The following is a 22,717-nucleotide window of genomic DNA, read 5'->3' as shown; positions in this document are numbered from 1 at the left end:
TTTTCCTTCGTGATCAGGGGTGTAGATAGGTGTGTTCGACGTGCTCGGTGGCGTCGACCAATTCGTCGCGTGAGAGCTCGAGTGCGGTTCGGCCGTCGGCGAGTACGAGGGTGCGATCGGCGATGGCAACCGCAGTCTCCACGTGCTGCTCGACTACGACCACGCTGATGCCTCGGTCTCGGGCCTGCTCGCCGACGACACGCGCGATCAGGGTTCGGACGGCCGGGCTGAGTCCGAACGTCAATTCGTCGAGCAACACGACACGCACGTCACGCAGAAGCGCTCGGCCGACGGCGGCCAGCTGCTGTTGACCTCCGCTGAGGCTTCCGGCGGGTACGTCGCGACGATCGGCGAGCTGTGGGAAGAGGTCGAAGAAGTCGCGATCGTCGATGTGCGCGAGCGCGAGGTTCTCGGCCAGGGTCAAGCTTCCGAACAGCGAACGTCCCTTGACGACGAGACCGATGTGGTCTTTGCACCGTCGGTACGGAGTACCCGTGAGCGAATGCCCGTCGACCACGACCGATCCGGACTGTGGCTTCACGAAACCCGAAATGCCCAGCAATGCACTGGATTTGCCCGCGCCGTTCTTGCCGATGACACAGACCACTTCGCCGGGTGCGACGTCGAGATCGAAGTCCCACAGCCCCGCGCCGTTGCCGTAGTCGACGGTCAGGCCCTTCACGTGCAGGCCAGCGGTGTCGATTGCCATCGTCATGCGGTCACCTCGGTGCGTTTCTGGGTCACTCCGCCGGCTCCGCTCCCGGCCGGTAGAGCTCCGGGTTCTTCCTCGCCGAGATAGATGGACCGAACCATCGGATGATCGAGGATCTCGGAAGTGGGGCCGTGCGCGATGACGGACCCCGCTTCGAGAACGTAGATGTCGTCGCAGACTTCGGTGACGACGTCCAAGTTGTGCTCCACCAACAGTATTGCGATGTCCGAGGTGTCACGAATGTTCTTGACGGTGTCGACGACGCGTCGTCGTGCATCGAGGCTGAGCGCGGCGGCCGGCTCGTCGAGCAACAGCACGGACGGATCCTGCACGACGGCGCGCGCCAGATTCACTCGTGCGTGCCAACCGAGAGACAGCTCCTCGACGCGCTTGTGGCGGATGTCGTCGAGACCGTGGGCCACGAGAACCTCGTCGACCCGCGCGAATTCCTGGGCGCCGGGCCGACCGAACCGAACAATGCTGGCAGCGACCGACTTTCGGCTCCTGACTTCCGTAGCGGAGAGGAGATTCTCCTCCACGGTGAGGTCCTCGAACAGCAGGTAGTCCTGGAACGTGCGGCTGAGGCCGTGACGGGCCCGAGCGGGTGCGGTCGTCCTTGTCACGTCCTTGCCGTCGACCTCGACGGTGCCCGACGTGACGCGCTGATACCCGGTGATGGCGTCGATCGCGGTGCTCTTGCCTGCGCCGTTGGCTCCGAGTAGTCCGACGATTCGGCCCTCGGGCACCGACAAGGACACGTCGTTCAGAATCCTGTGGTCTCCGATGTCGACGGACAGGTCACTGACGTTCAAGCGTGGCATGCACCTTCTCCTTCTGTACGGGAGCCGATCGGAACGTGCGAAACGCCGCGCCGCGGAGCCGAAGGAACTGGCCGACGACCCCGTCGGGTTCGGTGGTCAGAACGAGGATCATGTTCGCGGCGAAGAACAACGACAACCAGTCGTTGATGTCGGGTGTGAAGGACAGGATGCTCGCGAGGAGTCCACCTGGGGCGAACAACCCTGCCAGGACCGCGCCGGCGAGATGTCCTGTACCGGCGAGAATCGTGAACGCGATCAGTGCCAACGAATCGCTGTAGGTGAAGCCCTCCAACGTGATCTGACCCTTGGAGATGAACCCACGCTGAATCGCGAGCAGAATTCCCGCGAGCCCCCACAACGTGCCCGACAGGAGAATCGACGTGAATTTCGCTCGCACAGCGTTGATTCCGAGAGCGGCGGGCAGGCGCTCGTCCTGTCGCACCGACAGCAGATAGCGCCCGACAGCAGAGCGTCGAATGTTCGCGACGACGATCAGCCCCACGATCAGCACGGTCCACGCCAGCAGTGCGAAGTTCTGAGGTTCGACGATGTTGCTGAACGAAATCCCGAACAGCTCGGTGTCACCGATGGCCCATCCCGTCGTGCCGTTGAAGAACTTGTCCACCGAGAACACAAGGACTTGCACGATCGACGCGATTGCCAGGGACCCGATGGTCACTTCGTAGATGCGGGCACGTACGAACACGATCGACGAGAGGCCTGCCACGACGAGTGAGACGACCACCGCTGCCGCCGCGGCGGTGAGGAGCGAGGCGTCGTGGTGGCTCACTGCACCGAACACGAGCATCGAGATGCCGGCGAACGTGAGCGGCAGTGCATTGACCTGGCCCGTGTAACCCGTCGACACGACGATGCCGAGAGCGACGAGGCCGAAAATCGCAGTGAGGCTCAATGCGTCGACTGTCGAACCGTTTCCGAAGGTGACGAGCGTGACGACGACAGCGGTACCGATCACGACATGCAGCGGGCGGATTCGTCCCGATCCGACGTGGAAGACCGCCTTGACTTCGCGGGTTCCTCGGCTCATGTCGGTGCGTGCGAACACGATGAGAACTGCGAGCGCGATGATGTGCGGAACGGCACGCGCAAGTTGCGCGTCGTACAGTCCGGTGACGAGGCCCTCGAGCACACCGGCTCCGATCGCTACGCCGAACGCCACCCAGAATCTGCGAAACTTCGCCGCGAGCGCGGCCCCCAGCGCAGGGACCAGAATCGGCGCAGCCGACGTCGGCGACAACTGCGTTATCGGGAGAACGAGGACGCTGCCTGCAGCGGACAGCACACCTGCGAGACCCCATGCGGCCGATCCCCACTTACGTGGATCGATTCCGATGGACTGAGCACCGAGGTCGGTGTCCTGGATGGCCATGGTGATCAAGCCGAACCGCGTTCGGGTGAACAGCGCATGCAACGCTGTGGTGGCGACGAGGGCGGTGACTCCGAGAAGGACGGAAATGTTCTGCACGCGTACCCCGCCGACCTCGAACCCGCCGCTGACCAGGAACGGATCGATGGTGATCTGGTGATTGGTCCAGACGAGTCGGATGACGGCTTCCAGAACCAGTAGTAGACCGAGCGTGATCAGGATCTTGGTGACAACGGGTGCATGCGCCAGGCGTTTGCCGACGATCGCGAAGAAGGCGACGCCGATCAGACCGCTGACCACGACGCCTGCTGCGATGGCGATGGGGAGCGGCAAGCCGGCTTCGTGCAGCTTCCAGAAGGAGTAAGCACCGAAAGTTCCCAGCGCGCCCTGCGCGAAATTGATGACGCCGGTGCCGCGGTAGGCGGCGATCAGCCCGAGCGCGACCAGTGCGTAGGCGCCACCCGTCGACAATCCGAGCGAGGCGTAGGTGAGAAAGTCCACGGCTAGCTCTCCCTGTTGCGCAGGTCGATGCCGCTGAGCCACTGCCGGAACGGGGACGCGCCGTTCAGGTCGAAGTCGCCGATACTCGCCAGACGGTACGGCGTCGGATTGTGGTTCGCCAGTGTTCGTGCGTTGCGCCAGTGTCGATCCCAGCCCTTCTCCACGCTGAGCGCCGATGCGCCGCCGACGTCGAACAACCGGGTGACGGCCTTCAACACGGTATCGATGACCGACACCTGAGCACGGTAGATCTCGATCTCGGTCGCGTCCTCCAGCTCCTGCGAGTTGTTGCCTCCCAGCAAGGCGGTGCCGTGGTCGCCGAGCGTGCGAGCCGAATGACGTACCAGCGTCTCGGCGACATGGCGTGCCGCGCTGACCTCACCGACGACCTGCTGCACCAGCGCGTCCTCACGGGGCAACTGCCGGGCACCCTGGCTGAAGAAGCGGGCCCGACCGCGGACGTACTCGACGACGTCGACGTGCGCCGCGCGGGCGATTCCCGCGAGGGCGAGCAGGTGCCAGAACTGCGCGACGGACGTACCGTAGCTTCCCAGCTCCAGGTCGGCGGGCAACTGGGGAGCGTCGGTCACGTCGACCGCGTCGAACACCGTCGTGCCACTTGCGGTCAGCTTCTGACCGAATCCGTGCCAGTCGTCGACGAGTGTGACGCCGTCGGCCTTCGCGGGCACGACGGCCTGCTCGACAGTGTCGTCGTCTCCCTCTCCAGTGGTGAGAATCCAGTCCGCGTAGAGGGACCCGGTGCTGTAGAACTTGCGTCCGGTGACCAGGCGTCGACCGGTTCTCGACTCGATGCGCGTCGAGAAGTGGGTTTGGTTCTGCGCATTCTGTTCCGTGTAGGCGCCGCCGAACAGGTCGCCACGTCCGATGCGGCGCAACCACTCCGAACGTTCGTCGGATTCAGGCGAGTGGATGATCGCCTCGGTGAAGATGAAGTGCGTGCGAAGCAGTTGCACGACATTGGAGTCGGCGGCGCCGAGATCGAGTACCAGCTCGGCGAGTTCGGGAACCGCGATACCCGACCCGCCGAATTCCGTCGGTACGCGCAGGGCGCCGAAACCGCGTTCGGCGAGCCGTCGTACCAGGTCGTGGGGGAGTGTGCGATCGCGGTCGCGCGCGACGGCGGTGGCTGCGATGTCGGCCAGGACATCGGCGAATCGTTCTCGCACCGTGATGGGGTCGAGCGTGGCAGTCATGAAGTGGCTCCGGAGAAGTGGATATGAATCATGCGGGTTGGTGGCTGCCGATGCGGACAGAGCGGGCACGGTGGTCGTCACCGAGGCGGTCGCCACGGCCGAACAGCTTTTCACGCAGCGTGCCCGGCGCATATTCGCGCTGAGCTAGGCCGCGGTCCTGCAGTACAGGCACGACGTGGTCGACCCACTCGTCCCACCAACCGAGCGTGGTGATGGGTACGACGTTGAAACCGTCGATCCCGGAGTCGGCCCAATCCTGCACGTGATCGGCGATCTGCTCCGGCGTGCCGGCGAATCTGCCCGGCAGAAGAGACTTCTCGACGAGGTACTCGCGCCAACTCACCGTCGACGGGTCCTCCAGAGAATCTGCCGCGGCGCGGAAGTTGGACTGCACGTGGTTGCCGAGTTGGGCCCGGCCGGCAAGTTCGGACAACGGCGTATCCGGATCGACGGAAGACAGGTCGATGCCGGATCCTCCGCTCCAGAATGCTTGCAGTGCTTCGAAGTCGACGTTTTCTCGGAAGTACTCGCGCTTTCGTTTCGCTTCCTCTTCCGTCGAACCAATGATGGTGGACAGCATCACGATTTTCTTGAGAGACGACGGCTCGCGACCGATCGCGCGCGCCTGCTCGTCGAGGATCGCGACGTCACGCACCGCTGAGGCGGGACTGTACGAGGGGAGGAACGTCACCTCGGCATTGGTGACCGCGAAATTACGTCCGGCAGGGGAATTCCCGGCCTGAAAGAGAACGGGTGTGCGCTGCGGTGACGGCTCGACGATGTGCGGACCCTGCACCTTGTAGCGCTTGCCGACGTGATCGATGGTGTGGATCTTGGCGGGGTCGAAGAATTCACCGGTCTCGTGGTTGTGGAGAACCGCGTCGTCCTCCCACGAGTGTTCCCAGAGCTTGTAGGTGACGTCGACATATTCCTGTGCCCACTCGTATCGGTCGTCGTGGCCGACTATCTCGTCGTACCCGTAGTTGCGGAATCCGTTGCTCAGATACGACGTCACGATGTTCCACGCGACGCGACCGTTCGTGAAGTGGTCGAGCGAGGAGAGGCGTCGGGCGAAGGAGAACGGATGGTCCTGAATGATGTTGCTGGTCACTGCGATACCGAGATGCTCGGTAGCGTGCCCCTATGCCGAGACGATAGTGATCGGATCGTTCTCCGGGAACTGCGAGCCTGCGCGTATGGTCGTCGTGCCGTCTCCGAAGTCGAGGTCGTACACCCCGACGACATCAGCGATGAAGAGCGCGTCGATTCGGCCCCGCTCGAGCGTCTTCACCACGTCGATGTACGGCTGCAAATCCTTGTATCCGTATTGGACGCGGCCCTCGGGGGTCCGCCAGTAGCCGTGGCTGTGGTGATTGGGTGTCAAGTGCAGGAAAGCGTTGTAGACGAGCGGTCTTGGCATCGACAGAACTTTCTTTTCGGACTGTGCAGTTCCGGGCAGAACAGTTACACCGGCGCGAATTGAAGTCAAACTTTTCGTGCCTGCGCATTTCTTCATCGGAGTGAAATTCCTCAATTAAATTCACGCTGGTTTTAAAGTTCGCCAGACCACAGGGCATTCCTGTCGACCGCATGCCGGGAAAGTGGTGACGTACATCACAGATGGACGTTATCGCAGGTTGACAGCTTTCTCGGTCCGGTGATTGAGTCTGCCCGGGCCCCTCGCAATGCTGCAGCGGCGGGTAATTCCCCGAGAATGGTAGGAGAATCGATGACCGCGGACACCGCTTTGCCGATCGGGAAGGTCGCCGTTCTACGCGACGCCGACGAGGCTCTCGCGGCAGCCCATGAATTGGCCGACGTCTTTCGTGCGGCGGCGGATCGATTGGACCGCTCTCGGGAGATTCCGGTCGAGGAACTGACCTCCCTTGCCGAGAGTGGTCTTCTGGGAATCCGCGTGCCTCGCGAGTTCGGTGGCGCCGGCGTCTCCTACGAAACCGTCGTCCGGGTGTTCGTCGTTCTGTCCCGCGCCAGTGGATCGCTCGGTCAGGTACCGCAGAACCACTTCCACCTGATCGAACCGTTGTTTTCCGACGGAACACTCGAACAGAAGCGTCACTTCGCGGCGGAAATCCTTGCAGGACACCGGTTCGGAAACGCGCAAGCCGAACGTGGGTCTCGGCCCGTGCTGTCGTTGCCGACGACGACGCTGACCGAGACCGGTCGCGGAACGGTCGTGCTCGACGGCGTCAAGCACTACTCGACCGGGGCCTTGACCGCGCAGTGGATACCGGTGCAGGCCGCCACCGAATCCGGCGAATTCTCGTTGACGTACGTGCCGCGCGACGCAGCGGGACTGACCGTGGTCGACGACTGGGACGCCATGGGGCAGCGTAGTACTCACAGCGGAACGGTCCGGTTGAGCGGGGTGGAAGTGCCGGAACTGTTCTCGCTGAGGCCTTTCGACGGGCATCATCGAAAGAACACGTTCCCGCCGTACGCAACCGTCATCCATGCCGCCGTCGACGTCGGAATAGGGCTCGGCGTCCTCGACCGGGGTGCCGAACTGCTGCGCGACGTCGCTCGACCGTGGCGTACAGCGCACGTCGACCGCGCGGTCGACGACCCGCTGACCGCGTACCGAGTGGGCAAGCTCGGGACGCACGTACACGCCGCGGAGCAGCTGCTCTACGAAGCCGCTCGACGACTCGACCATGCCGACGTCGTGCGCACCGAGCACGATTACGAACGGGCAGCCGTCACGGTGGCCGAAGCCAGTGCCTTCGCGAGCGAGAGTGCGGAGCGAGCGGCGAGTGAGCTGTTCGAATTCATCGGCGCCCGGTCGACGTCGGACTCGCTGAACTTCCACCGCTACTGGCGTGACGTGCGCACGCACAGCACCCACGACCCGGCTCGATGGAAGTATCACCGGGCCGGTCGGTGGCTCCTCGACGGGTCCGTCTGAGGTCGGTGGCGGTGCAGGGTCCGTCTTAGCGAAAGTCGACGCCGAATCGGTCGTGTGCAAGTCTGAAACGGGAGCCGAATCCCGTCGAGCGCACCCGGAGGTGACCGATATGGCGTGGACACGCCGCAACCCCAACGGCGTCGAAGACGGGATGGTGGTGCGCAAGGTGGCAGCGCCGTCATCGGTGTTCCGGGTGAGCGGCGATCCGGACGCGGGACGAGCGACCTTCGTCGCACTGTCGAAAGGGGAGCGGACGGTACTGAACGGCAATGCCAGAAACTACCGTCCCGAGACCGCGGACGAGACCGCCGACCGCGAGGGTGAGAGCACTCCGACCGTCGACGATGTTTCGTTGCCGCGGCTCTCGCTCGTCGACGAATCGGAACCGGCCGACGTGGACGAGTCCTCCGACCCCGAGGTGACCGAGATGTGCGCGCGACTACGCGAAGCGGTGGCGGTGACGACCGATGGCACGTGTGACCCCGCTCAGGCGGCCGCCATCGTCGTCGCCGCGGCTGAGCTGAATCGTGCAGTACTGGATGCCTACCTCGGCGACGGGTCCTGACCGGTACCGTACGAGCGCACAGGTACGGGCGTATTTCCCGATATGTCCGTAATCCCGAAAAGTCGCAAAATAAACATCGAGTTCGGTTGGCCAACATGATAATTCGTGTTCTAGCGTCACATGAATGGACATATTCCGCACCAAGACGGTCGACGAGATCAAGAACGATGTGGATGACGACAGTGGCCCGGGAAGTCTGCGCAAGCAACTGCGTCTTCGTGATCTCGTCGGCTTCGGCGTCGGAATCGTCATCGGGACGGGCATCTTCACGCTGACCGGAGTTCAAGCGAAGGAGAATGCCGGCCCCGCCGTCGTGCTGTCGTTCGCGATCGCTGGTGTCGTCAGTTTGCTCGCCGCCCTGTGTTATGCCGAACTGGCGTCCGCGGTTCCGACGGCCGGGAGCGCCTACACCTACGCCTACGCCACCTTGGGCGAACTGTTCGCATGGATCATCGGCTGGGATCTCGTGTTGGAGTTCGCTCTCGGCGCCGCAGTCGTCGCCCGCAGCTGGTCGGGGTACCTTGCGGACCTGTTCGGACTTCCACCAAGTCTGTTCACCGAGGAGGCGCCCGTCAACGTGGGCGCTGTGCTGATCGTCGTCGCGCTCGGAGTGGTCGCGGCGGTCGGTGTCAAAGAGTCTGCGCGCGTGACGAACACGCTCGTCGTAATCAAGGTGGCGATCTCGGTGTTCATCGTCGTCGCCGGCTTCTTCTTCATCAGCAAATCCAACCTCGTGCCCTTCGTTCCGAAGTCGGCCCCGGCGGAGGCAGGCGGCTCGACCCTCGACCAACCGCTCATGCAGGCAGTGGCGGGTATCGCGCCTGCAGCATTCGGCGTCGCGGGCGTCGTCACTGCCGCAGCAGTGGTGTTCTTCGCCTACACCGGTTTCGAAGCCGTCGCCAATCTCAGTGAGGAATCCAAGCATCCGTCACGCGATCTGCCTCGGGCGTTGATCGGCACGCTGGTGGCCTGCACAGTTCTCTACATGCTCGTCGCGTTCGTCGTGACGGGAATGGTCCAGTACACCGATCTCGACGACAGTGCTCCGATTGCCAAAGCTTTCGACGCGGTCGGTGCGAGCTGGGCCGGCTCCCTCGTGTCGATCGCAGCGGTCGCAGGACTGACGTCGGTGATCCTCGTCGAACTGGTGACGATCAGCCGCATCGGGTTCGCCATGGGACGGGACGGCTTGCTGCCGAAATCGGTCGCCAAGGTCTCACCCCGATTCGGCACACCCACCCGACTGACCGCAGGCGTCGTGGTAGCCGTCGCGTTGCTCGCCGCGCTGGTGCCGCTGAAGGAACTCGCCGAAATGGTCAGCATCGGAGCGTTGTTCGCGTTTCTCCTCGTCTCCCTCGCGGTGCCGATTCTTCGGCGGACCAAGCCGGATCTGAAGCGGCCCTTCCGTGTTCCGTTCTCTCCGCTCGTGCCGATCCTGTCCGGTCTTGCCTGTGTCTATCTGATGCTGAACCTGGTGGTCGAGACGTGGATTCGGTTCTTGGTGTGGCTCGCGCTCGGGCTGGTCATCTACTTCGCGTACGGACGTCGACATGCACGGCTTGCAGCCACGATGGCGACCGACAAGAGCTAGCGTCGGTCGCGTTCCACGGCCGCGCGCGCCGACACGATCGCCGTTCGATATCCTCGAGGGAAAGTTGATGGGTTTGCGGGTTGTGCGCGTGCTGCCGCGTTCGGCAAGCTTTGAACCACTTCACCGGAACCGTGATGCGCGGTTCCACCCTTTCCACAGCCGAGGACGGTGTCATGACCAGCAACATCCAGCAGACCCCACGCACCGGCCGACTTCGCGAGTCCGATTGCGACATCGACGAATTCCGAGCTCTGGTGTCGCAGGAAACGGCGTTGGCCGACTACCCGCACGCGTTCGACGTACTGAAGAACGTGTTGATCTACGACGCAGCTGCGCTGACCGACAAGGCCTCGGATGCGGCTGTTCGTGCCGAGATTCAGGACGAGCTCGCGGACGCTTTGCTGAACGGGCCCGGAATTGTGGTGTTCAAGAAGGCTTTCACGTCGGAACACGCGATCGAGGAAACCACCTCGACATTCCGCGACATCATTCGTCGGCAGCACGAGAGCGGTGTGGTGGGCGGAGATCATTTCGCGAAGCCGGGTGCGAACGACCGCATCTGGTCCGCATTGCAGAAGCTCGCGATCGCCGAGCCCGAACAGTTCGCCCGTTACTACTCCAACGACCTTCTCGCGCTGGTGTCCGAGGCGTGGCTAGGTCCGATGTACCAAGTCACGTCGGCGATCAACGTCGTCAACCCCGGTGGGGCCGCACAGAATCCGCATCGCGACTACCACCTAGGCTTCATGTCGACGGACACCGCGGCGAAGTTCCGGGCACACATCCATCGACTGTCACCGGCCCTGACGCTGCAGGGAGCAGTGGCGCACTGCGACATGCCGATCGAGAGCGGCCCGACGATGTACCTTCCGTACTCGCAGAAGTTCGAAGCGGGCTACATCGCGTTCAACCTTCCGGAGTTCAGAGAGTACTTCGCGGACAACTACATTCAGCTGCCCCTCGAGGAGGGCGACGCGGTGTTCTTCAATCCCGCCCTGTTCCATGCCGCCGGTCACAACACGTCGAGCGACATCTATCGCATGGCGAACCTGCTGCAGGTCTCGTCCCCGTTCGGACGGGCGCTCGACAGCGTCGACCGTGAGGTCATCGGTTCCGCGCTGTACCCGATCTTGCTCGACTGGACCGAGCAGGGTCGGGACCGCGAGGTCGACAACGTGATCGCTGCATCCGCCGAGGGCTACGCATTTCCGTCGAACCTGGATCTCGACCAGCCGATCACCGGATTGGCAGGGGAGACCCATGCGGAACTGGTGAAGCGCGCCGTGGACAGCCGCATGAGCCTCGAGGAATTCGACGTGGCGGCACGAGCGCTGTTCGCTCGTCACCAGGCCTAGACGGTTCGACGCCGTCGGCCGGTCTTCGTCAGGAGGCCGGCTGGCGGCGCTTCTTCCTCTTCTTCACGACGAAGAACACGACCAGAGCGACGACGACCCCGATGACGACGTACTGGAAAACCGAGGCGTAATTCTCGACGTAGTGCCAGTTCTCGCCGAGGAAGTAGCCGGCGAGGACGAAGATCGAGTTCCAGATCAGGCTGCCGAGCGTGGTGTAGAGGGTGAACTGCAGGACGGGCATGCGAGAGACGCCTGCAGGTACGGAGATGCCCGATCTCACCATCGGAATCATGCGACCGAAGAACACCGCCGATCGACCGTGGCGGGCGAACCAATCCTCTGCCTTCGCGAGATCATTCGTGTCGACGAACGGCATGCGGTCGACGATCGCGTACATCCGGTCACGCCCGAGCTTCACGCCCAGCCAGTACAGAACGAGCGCGCCGATCACCGAGCCTGCTGTGGTCCAGAACAACGCGCTGAACAGCGTCATCCCGCCTTGCGACGCGGTGAACCCCGCCAACGGCAGGATGATCTCACTCGGCAGGGGAGGGAAGAAGTTCTCCGCCGCGACCGCGATGCCCGCTCCTGGGCCGCCGATCGCCTCCATCAATCCGACGGCCCAACCGGCCAGTCCACCCAGCTCGTTCTCGGATGCAGCGATGCTCGATACGTGGTTCACTGCATCCACTGTACGAAATGGACGATTCGGGCGCCGTGGCGTGCTCGGTCGAGTCCTCGTTCAGGCGGTCAGCGGTACTGTGATCGCCTGAACCGACGGACGGGGCCCGGCGTGAAGGTCGATTTCAAGACGACACTCGACGGATACGTCGCGCGTCTCGGCGAGTTTCGAGTCGTCGACATGCCGCCGATGCAGTACGCGATGATCGACGGTCAGGGCGACCCCAACACTGCATCCGCATACGCCGATGCGCTCGCCGCGCTGTACCCGGTGGCGTACACGCTGAAGTTCGCCAGCAAACGCGATCTGACACGCGACTACGTCGTACCGCCGCTGGAGGCGCTGTGGTGGGCGCCGGACATGGACTCGTTCACGACCGCTCGGGACAAAACGGCATGGCACTGGACGGTCATGATCATGGTGCCGGACTGGATCGACGCGTCGATGTTCGACGCGGCCGTCGTCGCCGTGAGGGGCAAGAGCAACCCGCGGAGTATCGACGCGGTGCGTGTCGAGACGCTTCGAGAAGGCCGGTGTGTTCAGACGCTCCATGTGGGCCCCTACGACGACGAGGCTCCTGTGCTCGCAGAACTGCATCACCGCTATCTGCCCGAAGCGGGGCTGACGATGACCGGCAAGCATCACGAGATCTATCTGAACGACCCACGCCGCGTGGACGCGTCGAAACTGCGCACCATCTTGCGTCAGCCCGTCGCGTGATAGAGGACACATCCACCGCGAATTAGTTGACGGATACAAGCAACGTTCGTAGTTTAAGTCAGTCGACTGAACCACATGGCGGTCGCACGTCCCCTATTTCTGGAGTTCTCATGAGCTTTACGCACGCTGCGCACGACGAGCAGCACGCGCCCGCAACGGGTCCGGTCGTCGCCGTACTCGCGTTCGCGGGCATCGTCGTCGCACTGATGCAGACCCTTGTCATTCCGTTGATCCCGCAGTTGCCGTCGCTGCTGAACGCGCCGGCGTCGGACACCGCGTGGGTGGTGACGGCGACGCTCTTGGCCGGAGCAGTCGCGGTCCCGACGATGGGTCGTCTCGGAGACATGTTCGGTAAGCGTCGGATGCTGCTCGTCAGCCTCGGGCTCCTGATTGCCGGGTCCGTGGTCGGCGCGCTGAGCAGCAGCCTCGTTCCGCTCGTCGCAGGGCGCGCGCTGCAAGGACTTGCAGCGGGCGTGATTCCGCTGGGGATCAGCGTCATGCGGGACGTCCTGCCCGTGCACAAACTGCCCGGCTCCATCGCTTTGATGAGCGCTTCGTTGGGCGTCGGCGGTGCACTGGGATTGCCTGCAGCCGCCTTGATCGCCGAATACACGAACTGGCACTTCCTGTTCTGGACCGCGGCCGGGCTGGGTGCGGTCGTCACGGTGCTGGTCGTCACGGTCGTCCCCGAATCGGCCGTCCGCACCGGTGGTCGGTTCGATTTCGGTGGTGCGGCCTCGCTGTCGATCGGCCTCGTCACGCTGCTCCTCGGGATCTCGAAGGGCGCAACGTGGGGCTGGAGCAGTGGCACGACGCTGGCGTGCTTCGTCGTCGCGGCGGCTGCGTTCGCGGTGTGGGCCTGGTGGGAACTTCGAGTGGCGCAGCCGCTCGTCGATCTGCGCGTCAGTGTCGGCAAGCAGGTGTTGTTCACGAACCTCGCGTCCATCGTGTTCGGCTTCGCGATGTTCGCGATGACGCTGGTTCTTCCGCAGGTTCTGCAGATGCCGAAGGAGACCGGATTCGGATTGGGGCAGTCGATGCTGTTGTCCGGTCTCGTGATGGCGCCGTCCGGTCTCGTCATGATGGTGGTGGCGCCGCTCTCGTCGAAAATCACGACCACCATGGGTCCGAAGGTGACGTTGATGGTGGGTGCGATCACGGTGGCAATCGGTTACGGAGGCGGCGTCTTCCTGATGGGCGCCGTGTGGCAGCTCGTTCTGGTCTCGCTCGTCATCGGTGCGGGCACCGGTCTGGCTTACGGTGCGATGCCTGCGTTGATCATGGGAGCCGTCCCCGCGTCGGAGACTGCCGCGGCGAACAGCTTCAACACGCTGATGCGTTCTCTCGGAACGTCGTTCGCAAGTGCGGTCGCGGGCGTGATCCTCGCGCAGATGACCATGTCGATGGGCTCGGTGTCGTTGCCGTCGCAGGACGGTTTCAAGGTCGTCATGGGGGTCGCCGCGGGCGCGGCGGTTGTCGCATTGGTGATCGCAGCCTTCCTGCCGCGGTTCGTTCCGGCACGACCGGACGCCGATGCGAGCCGGTCGGTGGCGGTCTCCGACGACGACGAGTCGGTCTCGGCCCGATAATGGTGCAGTGACGCATTCGAAGAGCAGATCACCTCGCGCGGCAGAGACGCGCGAGGTGATTCTGACTGCCGCAGAACGGCTGTTCGCCGAACAGGGCGTGTTCGCAGTGTCGAACCGTCAGGTCAGCGAAGCTGCGGGCCAAGGGAACAACACGGCTGTCGGCTACCACTTCGGTACGAAGGAAGACCTGGTGCGCGCGATCGTCGTCAAACACGCTCGCGGTATAGAGCGAATCCGGCGAGACCTGCTGGAATCGGATGCGAACGACGACTCGGACCGAGACGATCTGCGCACATGGATCACGCTTCTCGTCAGGCCGTCGACCGACTATTTGGCGCAGCTCGGACGTCCGACGTGGTATGCACGATTCGCCGCGCAGGTGATCACCGATCCCGTGCTCCGTCCGATCGTGTACGAGGAAGCACTCGCGTCTGCATCGCTGCGTCGCATCGTCGCGGGCCTCGACGCGCGCAAGCCCGACCTGCCCGCCGACGTCAGGAGCTCGCGCGGGGCGATGGCACGCAACCTGATGACACACTTCGTCGCCGAAACGGAACGGGACGTCGCCGACTCGCGCGCGGACCCCGTCGAGGAGTGGAATCGGTGCGGTACCGATCTGATCGACGCGATCGTCGGGTTGTGGCAGGCCCCGAGCACCCGATGACGACGACGGAGTCGCCTCACGTCATCGGCGTTCCCCCGGTCACGGCGATGGTCTCGCCGGTGATGTAGCTCGAATCGTCCGAGGCCAGGAACACGTACGCGGGCGCGAGCTCGGCAGGTTGTCCTGGGCGTCCGAGAGGGACCGTCTCACCGAACTTCTCGAACTTGGATGCGGGCATGGTCGCCGGTATCAACGGGGTCCAGATCGGTCCCGGAGCGACAGCGTTCACACGGATTCCGCGCTCGGCGAGATCAGCGGACAGACCCTTGGTGAAGGCCACGATACCGGCCTTCGTCGTAGCGTAGTCCAACAGCTCCGGCGAGGGATTCGACGCCTGAATCGACGTGGTGTTGACAATCGTGGACCCCGATTTCATCACTCCCACAGCGGCTTTCGAAATCCAGAACAGTGCGTACAGGTTGGTCTTGAGCACCCGATCGAACTGTTCGGTAGTGATGTCGGAGATACCGCCGTTCTGGGCCATCTGGTACGCGGCGTTGTTGACCAGAATGTCGAGGCCGCCGAGTGTGTCGACCGCCGCGGATACCAGAGAAGCGCACTGCGCCTCGTCGGTGATGTCGCATGCGATCGCGCGTCCGGAACGTCCCGCGGATTCGATCAGTTCGACGGTCGCCTGGGCGTCGGCAGCCTCCGCTTCGAGGTGCGCGATGACGACGTCGGCGCCTTCTCTCGCGAACGCCAGCGCGACCGCGCGGCCGATTCCCGAATCGCCGCCCGTGATCAGTGCTTTGCGCCCGTCCAGTCGCCCGGATCCGCGGTAGCTGTTCTCTCCGTGGTCGGGAGCGGTCACCATGTCCTGGGTCAGCCCTGGATGCGGCAGTTCCGGCTGTCCGCTCCGTTCGGGCATCGGAAACCTGGTCGTCGGGTCGGTCATGTGCATGTCCTTTCGTTCGAGATGATTTCAGTGAATGTCCAACAGCGTGTTCTCGATCAGTTCCGGGAGCGCCGGATGTGTCCAGAACGGCCGTCGGGCGAGGTCTTGCGCCGAGATGTCGAAGTGCATTGCGACGGAAAGAATATGGATCATCGTCGCCGCCTGCGGTCCGAGAATGTGGGCGCCCAGTATTCGACCGCTGTCCGGGTCGGCCAGGATCTTGCACAGACCCGTGTCGTCTTGAATGGCCCACCCGAAGGCGACGTCCGAGTACTTCTTCTGTGCGACCACGTAGGCGGTGTTCGAGTCTCGCAGTTGCTGTTCCGTCTTTCCGATGCTGGCGATCTGGGGAATGGTGAAGACAGCCGACGGCACGAGGTCGTCGTCCATCCGGAGGAAATGGTCCGGGTCGGCCAGGTTGTGTGCCACCACCTTCGCTTCACGGTTGGCGACATGCTTGAGTGGAACGGACGCGCAGATGTCACCGAGCGCGAAGATGCCGTCGACGTTGGTGCGTTGTTGCGCGTCGGTGAGCAGGTGCCCGTCGTCGTCCATGTCGAGTCCTGCTGCGGCGCAGTCGAGTCGATCGGTGTTGGGTGTGCGCCCCGTCGCGACCAGCACGGTGTCGACGGTCAGTGTGTCGCCGTTCTCCAGTGACAGGACGATGCCGTCGGCCGTGCGGCGTGCCGCCGTCACCGAGTTCTCCAGTCGAAGATCGAAGCGGGCCGAGGACACTGTCGTGAAGGTGTCGGTGATCGTCTCGTCGTGGCCCGACAACAGAGTCTTCGACGGTTCGATGATCGTGACGGCCGACCCGAAGCGCGAGAAGATATGTGCGAATTCGGCTCCGATGTACCCGCCGCCCAGAACGGCGAGGCGCGTCGGGGCCTCGTCGATGCGCATGATGGAATCCGATGTGTGACAGCCGATGTCGTCGCCGGCGAGAGCGTCGGGGACGACGGGTCTGCTTCCCGCCGCGACGACGATGCGATCGCCGCTGACATCGGTCGTCGATCCGTCCGCCAGTTCGACGCGCAAGGATTTCCCAGCGACGAACCGAGCGGTTCCGGTCAGGACCGTGATGTTGGGTGCCTCCTCACGCCCCCGACGCGCGTCGCGCGCGTCACGATCGAGGCGACCGAAGATGCGATCGCGAGCGTCGGGCCACCGGGCCGACACCGAGTCCTGATCGACAGGTACATCGAAATTCGGCGCGCCGACGACGGTGTCGACCACATCGGCCGTGTACGCGAACATCTTCGACGGGATACATCCGACGTTCAGGCAGGTACCACCGAAGGCGGCTTCCTCGACGATGGCGACGGACTTGTCGTCGAAGCGGCTGTCCGCGACCATGTTTCCCGAACCTGCGCCGATGATGACGATGTCGAAGTGCACGTGTGCGAGCCCTTTCGGTGGTCGTGTGCCTGGTTCACACCGCGCTTCGGGCGAGGCGCGCGAGAGGGCCACACCTCTTCGGTGTTGCCGAACCGTCGCCCCGCGAAACATGCACGACGGCGGCGCCACCGGTATCGACGGCGTCCGAAAAGTCCGTTTGACCCGCGCGTGGATCGGGCATTCCGTCTCGGTGCCTGACATTCGCGAAAGTCCGACCGCATTCGTATTCGCCCCTTCGCCGTTGTTGACGGTGACGCTGGATTGTTCGCCCAGCGGTGACCCGGAACTGCACGTGCATGCGGGTGGCCAAGGGCATTGGATCTCCCGGATGGCTTCGGTGCTCGGCCTGGATGTGACGCTGTGCGGGGTCTTCGGTGGTGAGATCGGTGGCGTTCTGCGTGACCTCATCGAACGCGAGGGCATCAAGGTCGAGGCCGTCGAAATCGGCCAGGAAAGCGGTTCGTACGTGCACGACCGCCGCGACGGGGAACGCAAGGAAGTCGCGACCGTCGACCCGCCGCCCTTGGCGCGCCACGCACTGGACGACTTGTTCGGCCTGTCGCTTGCAGTCGGAAGCAAGAGCGACATCGCCATTCTCGGCGGACCCCACTCCGGGAACGTCGTCCCACCCGAGCTCTACACCCGACTGGCCGCCGATCTGACTGCGCTCGGGGTGCCGATCGTGGCGGATCTGTCCGGACCGACGATGACGGCCGCATTGGCAGGTGGGCTCACCGTGCTCAAGGTCAGTCACGAGGATCTGATCGAGGACGGCCGAGCAGATTCCGAGGAACCGGAGGCGCTGATCGAGGCCATGCGAGCGCTGCACGACGAGGGCGCCCAGGTAGTCGTCATCTCCCGTGCCGCGGAACCCGCGCTCGCTCTGGTGGACGACGAAGTCCTCGAAATCGTGACCCCCGACCTGAGTCAGGTCGACCACCACGGCGCGGGCGATTCGATGAGTGCCGGTATCGCGACCGGTCTGGCGAGAGGAATGTCGATGAGGGACGCTCTGCAACTGGGTGGCGGTGCGGGAAGCGCCAACGTCACGCGACGTGGCCTCGGCAGCGGTCAGCGCGATCTCGTCCTGCGACTGACGGAAGCCGTGGATGTCCGCACGTTCGGATCCGCGTCATGAGGGCACTGGTCACCAACGACGACGGCGTCTTCAGCGACGGCATCGCGTTGTTGACGCGTATCGCCGTCGAAGCTGGTCTCGACGTAGTCGTCGCCGCTCCGCACGAGGAGCGCAGCGGTGCGAGCGCGTCGCTGACGGGGATGGGCAGCGACTCGCGTCTGGCGGTCACGACCCGGTCCATCGACGGTCTGGCCGACGTCCCGGTGTATGCCGTGAAGGCGTCGCCGGCCCTGATCGCGTTCGTCGCCACACGCGGCGCGTTCGGGGATCCACCCGACCTGGTGCTGTCGGGCATCAACCACGGCCCCAATACCGGCTCGGCCGTGTTGCATTCGGGAACCGTCGGCGCGGCCCTGACGGCGTCGACACACGGCGTGGTGGCAATGGCGGCGTCGCTCGCGACGACGAACCCCACGCACTGGGACACCGCCGAGCTCGTGGTACGCGATGCGGTGCGGTGGACGATGGAGAACGGTAGGCCGGATTCCGTGCTGAACGTCAACATTCCCGACGTGCCACTCGACGAACTCGAGGGCGTCGCCGCTGCGCCGTTGGCCGAGTTCGGCGCGGTGCAGGCGGAGATCGGCGACCGAGGCGAGGGCTTCGTGACCGTGCGCTTCGACGAGATCGTCGCGGAGAGCGACGACGACAGCGATGCCGGGCTCATCGGCCGTAAGTGGGCGACCGTGACCTCGCTGCGCGCACCGAGTGCTGTCGACGTCGATCTCGCGGCCTTGACCATGACGATCTCGTCGCGGTAAGCGTCTCTAGACGTCGACGGTGAGACCCTTGCTTTCGAGAACCGCTGCGAGATTGCTGACCTGAATGGGCGTCTCGCCTCGCTTGTAGCGTTCGATGTACTCCGCCTCGGCGGCGTCGCGTTCGCGGCAGGCGTCGATCGCCGACCGCACTTCTTCCCTACGCGTCAGCACGACACCGTCGCAGTCGCCCTTGATCACATCTCCGGGGCGGACGAGCTGTCCGCCGAAGACGAGCGGCTGGTTGATCGGCCCGAGGGATTCCTTGACGGTTCCCTGGATGCACACATGCTTGCTGAAGACCGGGAAGCCGAGTTCGCGAATTTCGCGCGAGTCGCGGACACCGCCGTCGGTGACGAGTGCTGCGATACCGCGTGCAACACAGGCATTGGCGAGCACGTCGCCGAACTGGCCCGCGGGCTGGTCGCCCGAGGACACGATCAGCACATCACCCGGCTGGGCGTAGCTGATGGCGACCTGCAGCATGATGTTGTCGCGGGGATGGCACACGACCGTGAAAGCCGGTCCGCAGAACGACATGTCGCGATCGATGGGCTTGATGCCGGAATCGAATGCGCCGGAACGTCCTTGGGCCTCGTGAATGGTTGCGGCCGAGAAGGCGCCGAGCTCGTCGACGAGTTCCTTCGCAGGGCGGTCGATCTTGGTGGTGACGTGGACCATGAGAATTCCTATCGAGTCAGTGACGAGACGGCTGCGGAGATACTGGCCGCGGCGGAACGTAGAACGTCCTCGGACGTGGCGAACGAGACCCGGAAGTACCCGTCCGCGCCGTACGCGGACCCCTGGATCGTCGCGACCGAAGCGTGATCGAGCAGGTAGAGAACGACATCCTGATCGCTACGGAGTTCGACACCCTCGGGTGTGCGCGCGCCGATCAGGGAGGAGCAGCCGACGAAGAGGTAGAACGCACCCTGCGGGAGTACGGGGTCGAGCCCGTCCACGGCGTCGAGCAACTCGAACACGACGTCGCGTCGGTGTCGATAACTCGCCACCGACTCCGTGACGAAACTCTGATCACCGGACAGCGCCTCGGCGGCAGCAGCCTGGCTGATCGACGACGGGCACGACGACGACTGAGACTGCAACTTGTTGATCGCGCCGACCAGCTCCGGATTGCCGACGCCGTAACCCAGCCGCCAGCCGGTCATCGCGTACGACTTCGACACGCCGTTGGTGAGGAAGACGCGATCGCGCAGGTGGGGTGCGATGCCGAGCAGCGTGGGAGCGGGGGCGTCGAGATAGCAGATCTCGTCGTAGATCTCGTCGGAGAGCACGTGGACATGCGGGTGCCTGTCGAGCACCGCGGCCAACGCCGCCAACCTGTCCGCGTCGTAGATCGCGCCGGTGGGATTCGACGGGGTGTTCAGGATGACCCAGCGGGTGGCCGGTGTGATGGCAGCTTCGAGACGTTCCGGCGTCAGCAGGAATCCGTCCGACTCGGGGCAGTCGACGACGACGGGGGTGCCGTCGTGCGCCTCGACCATGTCCGGGTACGAGACCCAGTACGGGGAGGGGACGACAACCTCGACGCCGGCTTCGACCGTCGCCATCAACGCCAGGAAGATGACTTGCTTCGCGCCACCGCCGATGGTGATGCGCGACGCGTCGTAGTCGAGACCTGTCTTCTCCATCAACCGCTTGGAGATCGCTTCGCGCAGTACTGGAATACCGTTGACGGCAGTGTATTTGGTCAATCCGGATTGCATCGCCGCGATCGCGGCCGCCTTGATGTGGTCCGGTGTGTCGAAGTCGGGTTCACCGACGGTGAGATCGAGGATCGATCGCCCTTCGGCCTTCAGTTCCCGAACCCGTTGTGCAGCTGCAACACTCGGAGACTCACGCATGCGGGTGACACGCGAGGCGAGAAGGGGCGAAGACATGTGATCTCCTCGGGTGAATATGGTGGTGTCGACATCGACGCTAGCGTCGAATGTTCCTGATGCCCAAGACCTGTTCGTTCTCGGGATATAACGATCGGCGATGACGCGCAGGCTCAGAACTCGAGCAGTACCTTGCCGGAGTGTGCGGAATCCTTGGCGACGGCGAATGCTTCGAGAGCATCGTCGACGCCGAAGGTATGGGTGACCACGGCGCTCGCGTCGAGCGAACCGTCGGCGAGCGCCTCGAGGACGTCGTCGATTTCGCTGTTGAATCGGAAGGAACCGACCAGCTCGAGTTCGCGTGTGATGACGAGAGACAGTGGAGCAGGCTGCATTCCGGTCGGAAGCAGCCCGAGCATGACCACTCGGCCACCGCGCGTCGCACCGCGGATGGCCGACTCGAGACCGAATCGATTGCCTGAGCATTCGATGACAACGTCGGCATCGACGCAGGCAATCGATTCGGAGTCCGAGGCGTCGAGGGTGCGGGTTGCACCCACCGACCGGGCGATCTCGCGCGGCGTCTCGTGCAGGTCGACCGCGACGATCTCGGCGGCACCGGCGCGTGCCAGCACCGCGACGACGAGTGCGCCGATGGGGCCGCATCCGACGACGAGCGCCTTCTTTCCCGTCACGTCGCCGGCACGTGCAACCGCGTGCCATGCCACCGCAGCCGGTTCCGCGATGGCAGCCGTGCGGAAGTCCAGAGTGTCGGGCAGAGGGCGCAGCATGCGACTCGGCAGCACCGAGTGCTTCGCGAAAGCTCCCTCGGTGTGGGGAAATTGGGCCGCGCTACCGAGATAGGTGCATCCTGGTGACAGGTTCGGCCGATCCTCGGGATGACGCACGGTGCCGGGCTTCGGGGTGGCAGGGTGCACCGCGACACGGGTCCCGGCGGCGGGACCGCTTCCGTCGGCCGCCGCCGCGGTGACCGTGCCGACCACTTCGTGGCCCAGAAGCATCGGAGCTTTCAGGATGGACTCGCCTGCGGCGCCGTGCGTCCAATAGTGCAGATCGGATCCGCAGATTCCGCCGAACGCGATCTCGACGACGGCCTCGTCGGCAGCAGGACGGCGAACCGGCACCTGTTCGACGCGCAGGTCGTCGGCTGCGTGTGCGACCACGCCGAGTGTCGTCTCAGTCATTGCGCCGCACGAAGTCGAGGCCGCCGGGGACCTGGAACGTGGGCATGATCTCCATCAGGCCCATGTTGACGTGGCGCGGTGCATCGAGTGCGAACTCGATGGCGTCGGCGATGTCCTTGGTGGTGATCGATTCGAAGCCCTCGTAGAACGTGTCCCACGCTTCCTTCATGGCTTCCGGTGTTCCGCCGAGATTGCGACCGAAGATCTCGGTCTCGACGCGGCCGGGGCAGATCTCGGTGACGCGGATGCGCTTGCCCTTGGTGTCGTTGCGGAGCTGGCGCGAAATCTGGTGCACCGCAGCCTTCGTGGCGTGGTAGGCGGTGTGTCCGTAGAAGTTGTACAGACCGGCGATGGAGCTGATGTTGACGACGTGTCCGCGGTCGCGTTCGACCATGCCCGGCAGAAGCAGCCGGCACAGATGGAGCACGGCGCGGAGATTGACGTCGACCATCGCGTCGACGGATTCCTCGCTGGCGTCGAGGATGTTGCCCGTCGCCGACACACCTGCGTTGTTGACGAGAATGTCGATGTCGAGATCCCCGACAGCTGCAGTCAATGCGGCTGTGTCGGTGACGTCCACGGCGAGCGGAATCATTCCGGTCCGTGATGCGACGTCGTCGAGTTTGGCAGCATCGCGGGCGAGGCCGTACACGGTGATTCCGCGTTTGGTGAGCAGTTCGGTGGCGGCGGCGCCCATTCCGGTGTTCGCTCCGGTGACGAGGGCAGTGCTGTAGTCGCTGAATGGCATGACAGAGTCC

At 64.2% G+C, this 22,717-nt stretch carries 21 protein-coding genes and 1 pseudogene; 9 read left to right on the top strand and 13 right to left on the bottom strand.

All coding sequences use genetic code 11. From position 1 onward, the window contains the following. Positions 1 to 13: 13 nt before the first annotated feature. The 6 genes and pseudogenes from HQ354_RS03930 to HQ354_RS25460 all read right to left on the bottom strand — a co-directional run bounded on the left by HQ354_RS03930 (position 14) and on the right by HQ354_RS25460 (position 6,055). A complete protein-coding gene (locus tag HQ354_RS03930) occupies positions 14 to 715 on the bottom strand; it encodes an ABC transporter ATP-binding protein (RefSeq protein WP_222634195.1) in 702 nt (233 codons plus the stop codon). Further along, complete coding sequence (locus HQ354_RS03925; protein ID WP_222634194.1) at positions 712 to 1,533, bottom strand: ABC transporter ATP-binding protein; 822 nt, start codon at positions 1,531 to 1,533, stop codon at positions 712 to 714. Before HQ354_RS03925 ends, HQ354_RS03930 begins: the two co-directional genes overlap by 4 nt. Further along, complete coding sequence (locus tag HQ354_RS03920; protein ID WP_222634193.1) at positions 1,511 to 3,421, bottom strand: ABC transporter permease; 1,911 nt, start codon at positions 3,419 to 3,421, stop codon at positions 1,511 to 1,513. The genes HQ354_RS03925 and HQ354_RS03920 overlap by 23 nt, the downstream gene beginning before the upstream one ends. A gap of 2 nt (positions 3,422 to 3,423) precedes the next feature. Beyond that, complete coding sequence (locus HQ354_RS03915; protein ID WP_068431506.1) at positions 3,424 to 4,635, bottom strand: acyl-CoA dehydrogenase family protein; 1,212 nt, start codon at positions 4,633 to 4,635, stop codon at positions 3,424 to 3,426. Positions 4,636 to 4,663: 28 nt separating this feature from the next. Then, positions 4,664 to 5,761: pseudogene (locus tag HQ354_RS03910) on the bottom strand (NtaA/DmoA family FMN-dependent monooxygenase); the annotation flags it as partial. Positions 5,762 to 5,776: 15 nt separating this feature from the next. After that, entirely contained in the window at positions 5,777 to 6,055 is a 279-nt protein-coding gene (locus HQ354_RS25460) for a hypothetical protein (protein ID WP_261768435.1), read from the bottom strand. Between the two features lie 309 nt (positions 6,056 to 6,364). Between HQ354_RS25460 and HQ354_RS03905 the strand changes: the two genes are divergently transcribed. From HQ354_RS03905 to HQ354_RS03890, 4 genes are all read left to right on the top strand, one after another. Further along, positions 6,365 to 7,558, top strand: a complete 1,194-nt coding sequence (locus HQ354_RS03905; protein WP_222634192.1) for an acyl-CoA dehydrogenase family protein — start codon at positions 6,365 to 6,367, stop codon at positions 7,556 to 7,558. Positions 7,559 to 7,667: 109 nt separating this feature from the next. Continuing rightward, positions 7,668 to 8,123 carry a hypothetical protein gene (locus tag HQ354_RS03900; protein WP_157105423.1) on the top strand — a complete coding sequence of 152 codons (456 nt, stop codon included), beginning with the start codon at positions 7,668 to 7,670 and terminating at the stop codon, positions 8,121 to 8,123. A 124-nt stretch (positions 8,124 to 8,247) separates the two neighbouring features. Beyond that, positions 8,248 to 9,714 (top strand): APC family permease, encoded by a 1,467-nt coding sequence (locus HQ354_RS03895; RefSeq protein WP_222634191.1) that lies wholly within the window; start codon positions 8,248 to 8,250, stop codon positions 9,712 to 9,714. Between the two features lie 173 nt (positions 9,715 to 9,887). After that, on the top strand, positions 9,888 to 11,069 hold the full coding sequence (locus tag HQ354_RS03890; RefSeq protein WP_068431503.1) for a phytanoyl-CoA dioxygenase family protein: 1,182 nt from the start codon (positions 9,888 to 9,890) through the stop codon (positions 11,067 to 11,069). 28 nt (positions 11,070 to 11,097) lie between these two features. Here HQ354_RS03890 and HQ354_RS03885 read toward each other — a convergent pair whose 3' ends face one another. Further along, positions 11,098 to 11,679, bottom strand: a complete 582-nt coding sequence (locus HQ354_RS03885; RefSeq protein WP_114331009.1) for a DedA family protein — start codon at positions 11,677 to 11,679, stop codon at positions 11,098 to 11,100. 183 nt (positions 11,680 to 11,862) lie between these two features. Between HQ354_RS03885 and HQ354_RS03880 the strand changes: the two genes are divergently transcribed. The 3 genes from HQ354_RS03880 to HQ354_RS03870 all read left to right on the top strand — a co-directional run bounded on the left by HQ354_RS03880 (position 11,863) and on the right by HQ354_RS03870 (position 14,724). After that, positions 11,863 to 12,471: a GyrI-like domain-containing protein gene (locus HQ354_RS03880; RefSeq protein WP_068431331.1), complete on the top strand. Its 609-nt coding sequence runs from the start codon at positions 11,863 to 11,865 to the stop codon at positions 12,469 to 12,471. Between the two features lie 110 nt (positions 12,472 to 12,581). Next, positions 12,582 to 14,060, top strand: coding sequence for an MFS transporter (locus HQ354_RS03875; RefSeq protein ID WP_068431329.1), 1,479 nt, complete (start codon positions 12,582 to 12,584; stop codon positions 14,058 to 14,060). A 7-nt stretch (positions 14,061 to 14,067) separates the two neighbouring features. Continuing rightward, positions 14,068 to 14,724: a TetR/AcrR family transcriptional regulator gene (locus HQ354_RS03870; protein ID WP_068431328.1), complete on the top strand. Its 657-nt coding sequence runs from the start codon at positions 14,068 to 14,070 to the stop codon at positions 14,722 to 14,724. Positions 14,725 to 14,740: 16 nt separating this feature from the next. On the opposite strand, the gene HQ354_RS03865 is transcribed toward HQ354_RS03870, so the two are convergent. Both HQ354_RS03865 and HQ354_RS03860 read right to left on the bottom strand, forming a co-directional pair. Continuing rightward, complete coding sequence (locus HQ354_RS03865) at positions 14,741 to 15,619, bottom strand: glucose 1-dehydrogenase (RefSeq protein ID WP_084424044.1); 879 nt, start codon at positions 15,617 to 15,619, stop codon at positions 14,741 to 14,743. A gap of 27 nt (positions 15,620 to 15,646) precedes the next feature. Beyond that, a complete protein-coding gene (locus tag HQ354_RS03860; RefSeq protein ID WP_308115111.1) occupies positions 15,647 to 17,017 on the bottom strand; it encodes a mycothione reductase in 1,371 nt (456 codons plus the stop codon). A gap of 109 nt (positions 17,018 to 17,126) precedes the next feature. On the opposite strand from HQ354_RS03860, the gene HQ354_RS03855 reads away from it, so the two are divergent. Together HQ354_RS03855 and surE are read left to right on the top strand one after the other, a co-directional pair. Next, entirely contained in the window at positions 17,127 to 18,155 is a 1,029-nt protein-coding gene (locus tag HQ354_RS03855) for a 1-phosphofructokinase family hexose kinase (protein ID WP_167675996.1), read from the top strand. Continuing rightward, positions 18,152 to 18,916, top strand: a complete 765-nt coding sequence (gene surE, locus HQ354_RS03850) for a 5'/3'-nucleotidase SurE (RefSeq protein WP_167675994.1) — start codon at positions 18,152 to 18,154, stop codon at positions 18,914 to 18,916. The genes HQ354_RS03855 and surE overlap by 4 nt, the downstream gene beginning before the upstream one ends. A 6-nt stretch (positions 18,917 to 18,922) precedes the next feature. Here the strand turns inward: surE and HQ354_RS03845 are convergent, their stop codons facing one another. From HQ354_RS03845 to HQ354_RS03830, 4 genes are all read right to left on the bottom strand, one after another. After that, complete coding sequence (locus HQ354_RS03845) at positions 18,923 to 19,594, bottom strand: 4-carboxy-4-hydroxy-2-oxoadipate aldolase/oxaloacetate decarboxylase (protein WP_114330925.1); 672 nt, start codon at positions 19,592 to 19,594, stop codon at positions 18,923 to 18,925. A gap of 8 nt (positions 19,595 to 19,602) precedes the next feature. After that, on the bottom strand, positions 19,603 to 20,814 hold the full coding sequence (locus tag HQ354_RS03840; protein ID WP_222634189.1) for an aspartate transaminase: 1,212 nt from the start codon (positions 20,812 to 20,814) through the stop codon (positions 19,603 to 19,605). A 113-nt stretch (positions 20,815 to 20,927) separates the two neighbouring features. Continuing rightward, a complete protein-coding gene (locus HQ354_RS03835) occupies positions 20,928 to 21,959 on the bottom strand; it encodes an L-idonate 5-dehydrogenase (protein WP_222634188.1) in 1,032 nt (343 codons plus the stop codon). Continuing rightward, positions 21,952 to 22,707 carry an SDR family oxidoreductase gene (locus tag HQ354_RS03830; RefSeq protein ID WP_068431317.1) on the bottom strand — a complete coding sequence of 252 codons (756 nt, stop codon included), beginning with the start codon at positions 22,705 to 22,707 and terminating at the stop codon, positions 21,952 to 21,954. Before HQ354_RS03830 ends, HQ354_RS03835 begins: the two co-directional genes overlap by 8 nt. Positions 22,708 to 22,717: the final 10 nt, after the last annotated feature.

This window comes from Rhodococcus sp. BP-261, from assembly GCF_019835205.1.
Lineage (GTDB): Bacteria > Actinomycetota > Actinomycetes > Mycobacteriales > Mycobacteriaceae > Rhodococcoides > Rhodococcoides kyotonensis_B.
Note: the sequence above shows the minus strand (reverse complement) of the source record. Positions and strands in the feature narration are given on the sequence as shown.